Genomic DNA, 5,352 nt, shown 5'->3' with positions numbered 1-5,352 from the left:
AACCGCCTGCAAAAAGGAGCTGGGTAAATTGCCGGAAAATGCAAAGGTGGATGGTAACACCATCATCGACCAGCGCACTTCCGAAATAGCCCTCAACGGCGTGTATTACCGCTTCGCCAATGTAGATGCCACTAATAATGTAACGGAGTGGTTTGAACATGAAGTGCCTCCTGCTATGTTTGCGGGGTATATGGGATACGGCTATGGGGAAGATGGCGCTGAAACCAATAACTACGCAAGTTCTGGTTTCGCCAATGTATACTGGACCTCTTCCTTCCAGCTGGTAAATGCCGCCAACGGCGTGATAAAAGGCGTATCCCTGTTGGAAGACAAGGCATTTACCGGTAACCGGAAAAAAGAAGTACTGGCGGAAGCACGCTTCCTCCGTGCCTATGGCCATTTTAAAATACTCAGCTACTTCGGCCAGTGGTTCGATCTGAGCAGCCCATACGGCGCGCTGCTGCGCGATGAATTTGTAACGGTATCGGCTACTGCAAAGGCGCGTAGCTCCGTGAAAGAAAGTTATGACGCTATCCTTGCAGATATAGACGACGCTATCGCCAATGCGCCATCGGAGAACAAAGCCTTCTATGCCACCCGCTGGGCTGCTATGGCGCTCAAAATGAGGGTGCTCATGAGCCATGGCCAGGCGGCCGATTACCCGGTGGTAACCGCGCTGGCAGACAGCATTATCCTTCACAGCAAATACACCCTGGAACCGCAGTTGAAAGACCTCTTTTATGTAAAAGGACTTTCCAGCCCCGAAGTGATCCTCGGGGTTAAATCGCAGCAGAACCAGGAAAACTACTACTATGTGCTCAGCCGGCAGTACTGGCCCGGCGCTTCCTCGCTATACACCGCCAAAACTGCGCTGAAAGATCTCCTGGCGAATGATCCCCGCGGCGCCTGGATGGTGGGAGACGCCAATCCTTACGCAGACAATACTTTCTATTTCCTGAAGTATATTAAACAGAACGAAACGCCCACGCCATTAACAGAAACGGCCTATGCTTTCCGTTTAACAGAAGTATACCTGTTGAAAGCGGAAGCCATTGTGCGCGCCGGTGGAAGTATTGCGGACGCCCGTGCTATTCTGAAAAATATTATGGGCCACGCCGGCGTTACAGATTTTTCTGCAGCAGATAAAGCCACTACGGCAAATGAAATGCTGAAACAATTGTATTTTGAAACTTCCCGCAACCTGGTAGGAGAGGACGGACAGGAATGGATGTCGCTGTTAAGGCTCCCATCTTCCCTTATCCAGGAACTACGACCCAGCGCCAACGATAAAGTAAAATATATTCTGCCCATTCCACATGCCGAATTCCTGAACAATCCGGCCATTGGCAAGCAGAACCCAGGTTATCAGCAATAATCACCATTAAATAGCTAATATGAAACTCCACACACCCATTATGTTTGCCACACTGCTGGCAGCTGCCTGCAGTCAGCCCAAAGTCCCTTCTGCCAGCATCACGGCGGAACTGCGCGGACTGAAAGATTCCGTTGTGTTCATCTCCATACCGGTAGCCGATTCCGCTAAAACAGACACGGTGCCGGTAAAGGATGGCCGTTTTACCTGGACTGGTAACATCACGGAACCGCAAAAAATATACATCGGTACTTCTACCCGTTACCTGGAACTGTTCATGGAAAATACCGCTGTTCAGCTAAATGGTAACATCGATTCTACAGACCAAATAAAGATCACCGGCTCTGCTACACAAGACGCATACGAAGCCTATAAAAAATCGATCGCCGATATCACCAGCCAGGAAGATGCCCTTTACCCGAAGTTTGAAGAGGTGAAAGATAACGACTCTGCGAAAGCCGCATTGGAAGCCAGCCTGGAGGCCCTGCGGGAGCAAAGGCACGATCGGGCAAAAGCATACATCAAAGCACACCCGGAAAGCGCGGTGAGCGTGAACATGGTAGCTGATATGGCGGTAATGGGCGAATATGCGCCGGTAGATAGCCTGTACCGCGTGCTCACACCGGAAGCGCAGCAAACGGCTACGGGCGTGCGACTGGCAAAGCGTATCGCCGTGTTGAAGAAAAGCGCCCTGGGTCAGCCTATCATCGATTTCACACAAAACGATGTGAATGATAAGCCCGTTCGCCTGTCAGACCTCAAAGGCAAATATGTACTGCTCGATTTCTGGGCCAGCTGGTGCGGTCCCTGTCGCGCTGAAAACCCCAACGTGCTGAAGGCTTACAACAAATTCAAAGACAAAAACTTTACTGTGCTCGGCGTGTCGCTCGATGACAAAGCCGACAAATGGAAAGAAGCCATTAAACAGGACGGTATGCCCTGGATGCAGGTATCAGACCTGAAAGGCTGGCGCAATGAAGTGGCACAGGAATATGGTATCCAGGCGATTCCGTTTTCCTTCCTGATAGACCCGCAGGGCATCATCATTGCCAAAGATATAAGAGGCGCCGCCCTGCATGCCAAACTTGCTGAAATACTTAAATAAAAACCAGCTATCATGAAGCATTATCAATATGCCATAGCCGCGTTATTGCTGCCGGCTGCACTCACTACCGCCTCCGCGCAGGCACGGTATAATACCACCATTACCGCCACTATTAAAAACCTTCCCGCAGGTGAGTGGGTATACTGGCGCTCACAGGGTGGTGAAGATCGCAGGGATTCGGTGCAAACTACCGCCGGCGGTTTTACAATCAGGATGAATATCCCACCCGGTGAAGGGGATTTCTACACCATCAAGATCGGGAAACCATATGGAGAGTATAACTTCCTCTTTTATTATCTGGATAAAGGCAACATCACTATCAAAGGCGATGGTCCCCTGTTTAAAGACGCTATATTCGATGGGCCTCAGTTCATAAAAGACAACAACGAATATACTGCTATGCTGAAACAGGCCCCGGGACTGCAAGGACAGGCCGATCTGTACAAAAAGGCCAATAAACTATACGCAGAGAAAGATTCCGCCGGCCTTGCCGCATTGGAACCGGAAATGGAACGTATGCGGAAGGAAAGCGAAAACCTCACCAAACAATGGATCCTGCAACATCCCAAATCAGGTATCAGCGCGTCGTTGTTGTCGCACCTGAACGACATACCGCTCGATGAAAAGGAAAGCATCTTCAATAAATTGTCTGCTTCAGCAAAGGAAAACGGGCCGGCAAAACGCCTGGCACACAGCATCCGGGTAAATAAGCTCACCGGCATCGGCAATATGGCGCTCGATTTTACCCAGAACGACACGCTAGGCAAACCTGTTTCCCTGAAGGATTTCCGGGGTAAATATGTGCTTGTCGATTTCTGGGCCAGCTGGTGTGTTCCTTGTCGCGCTGAAAACCCTAACGTGCTGAAGGCTTACAACAGATTCAAAGATAAAAACTTCACCGTGCTTGGTGTATCGCTGGATCAGCCCAACGGTAAAGAAAAATGGCTGAACGCCATCCACCAGGACAACCTCGCCTGGACGCATGTATCCGACCTGAAATTCTGGGACAACGCAGTAGCCAAACAGTATGATATCCGCAGCATTCCCAGCAACCTGCTGATTGATCCTTCGGGTAAGATCATCGCCAAAGACCTGCACGGCGAAGAACTGGAAAAGAAACTTGCAGAAGTATTATAATCATCTTACTAAAAAAAATGTATGAAATACACGCTCATCGCGCTTCCCTTTATCGCTTTGCAATTTGGGGCCAGGGCGCAGGAAAAATTACCATTTACCCTTTCGGGAGATATTAAAGGGCTATCCAGTCGCTACATATACCTCACCTACGCGGAAAGCGCCGATGAATACCGGACCGACAGCGTACTGCTTCAAAACGGCCGCTTTACCTTTAAAGGCAACCTCGTGCAACCGGTGGAAGCACGCCTCTACATGGATAAAAAAGCAGCCATGTACGGCGAAGGCGATATGGCCTCCTTTTTCATGGAAGCCGCTGCCATGAAACTTACTTCCGCTACCGGGCGACTGAAAGACGCAAAGCTCACCGGCTCCAAAGCCCAGCTGGACCAGGATCTGCTTAACGCTGAACGTGCACCTGTAATGAAAAAGCTCAAGCCGCTGTCGGACGCCTATGGGAAAATGAACCTGGAATATATTGCCGCCATGAAAGCAAAGAAACCAGAGGCAGAGCTGGAGACCTATAAAACAAAACTGGACAAGCTGAAAGACCAGATGGAGCCTTACTATGACCAGATGGAGAAAACGGATAAAGCGTTTATTACAAAGCATCCGAACTCATATGTATCTGCACAGCTGCTCCGCTTCCGTGTAAGCGCCATGCCCCTGCAGGAAGGCGAAGCCTTTTACGCAAGAATGTCGCCGGCCATGCAGCAAAGCGCCGACGGTCTCGAAATTAAAAAGGAACTGGATGGCCTGCGTAGCGGCTCTCCCGGCAGCCCTGCCCATGAATTCACGAAAACGGATATCAATGGTAAAACCCTCAGCCTGGCTGATTTCAAAGGCAAATACGTGATGCTCGACTTCTGGGCCAGCTGGTGTGGCCCCTGCCGCAAAGGCAATCCTCATCTGAAAGAGCTGTATAGTAAATACAACGCCAAAGGCTTTGAGATCATCGGCATTTCCGACGACGACTCAAAACCTGAAGCCTGGAAAAAAGCCGTTGAGCAGGATGGTATTGGCATCTGGCGCCACGTGCTCCGCGGATTGGACTGGAGCAAGCGGGAAAAGAACCTGCCTAACCCGGAGGATGTAAGCGATTATTACGGCATCCATTCCCTCCCCACCAAAATCCTCATTGATCCCAACGGCGTCATCATTGGCCGTTATGGCGGTGGTGGCGAAGACGACGAAGCCATGAACAGGAAACTGGCGGAGATCTTCGCGAAGGGCGTCTGACGCGGATTTTGTCTGACTCAGGATTAAACGGATTACAATGATTACGCTGATTAGATTTTGCGGGGATTTTTGAAGGATTTGTGAAGATGGAAGCGGATAAAGCGGGTAGAGGCGGATGTTGTCTGACTCACTGATTACGCTGATTATAATGATTTTCCTGAGTTTTTGTTTGGGTTTTTGAGGGAGTGGGAGATGGAGGCTGGTTATCTGCCTGTATTTTCCGATCAGTATAATCATTAAAATAAAATATAACCGTTTGACCAGGTATGTACAATACCCGGTCAAACGGTTTTTATGTTTATTTACTCTATAACCCCGGCCGGAAAACTGTGCCTGGTTCCCGGGGCTTTTGTCCCGGAGCACTGGTTGCATTGATTTTTTTGAGATTTTTGTCCTGACCGGCTGTACATAAGCAAAAACTAATGCAGGTATATAGCATATGGTAAGAATCTTCCCGTTATATTTATACTTCTCCGGAAACTAAGATAAAACTGACCCGGAG

General features: G+C 49.6%; 4 protein-coding genes. All 4 read left to right on the top strand.

Going from position 1 to position 5,352, the window contains the following annotated elements; genetic code table 11:
• A partial coding sequence (locus VIM72_RS01015) for a RagB/SusD family nutrient uptake outer membrane protein (RefSeq protein ID WP_332001009.1) occupies positions 1-1,375 on the top strand: 1,375 nt, incomplete at its 5' end.
• Between the two features lie 19 nt (positions 1,376-1,394).
• Positions 1,395-2,477, top strand: a complete 1,083-nt coding sequence (locus tag VIM72_RS01010) for a TlpA disulfide reductase family protein (RefSeq protein ID WP_332001008.1) — start codon at positions 1,395-1,397, stop codon at positions 2,475-2,477.
• 12 nt (positions 2,478-2,489) lie between these two features.
• Positions 2,490-3,614: a TlpA disulfide reductase family protein gene (locus VIM72_RS01005; protein ID WP_332001007.1), complete on the top strand. Its 1,125-nt coding sequence runs from the start codon at positions 2,490-2,492 to the stop codon at positions 3,612-3,614.
• A gap of 21 nt (positions 3,615-3,635) precedes the next feature.
• A complete protein-coding gene (locus VIM72_RS01000) occupies positions 3,636-4,850 on the top strand; it encodes a TlpA disulfide reductase family protein (protein WP_332001006.1) in 1,215 nt (404 codons plus the stop codon).
• The last annotated feature ends 502 nt before the right edge of the window (positions 4,851-5,352 follow it).

The sequence above is a fragment of the Chitinophaga sp. genome (genome assembly GCF_036569185.1).
Lineage (GTDB): Bacteria > Bacteroidota > Bacteroidia > Chitinophagales > Chitinophagaceae > Chitinophaga.
The sequence above is the reverse complement of the archived record's forward strand: the minus strand, read 5'-3'. Positions and strand labels throughout refer to the sequence as shown.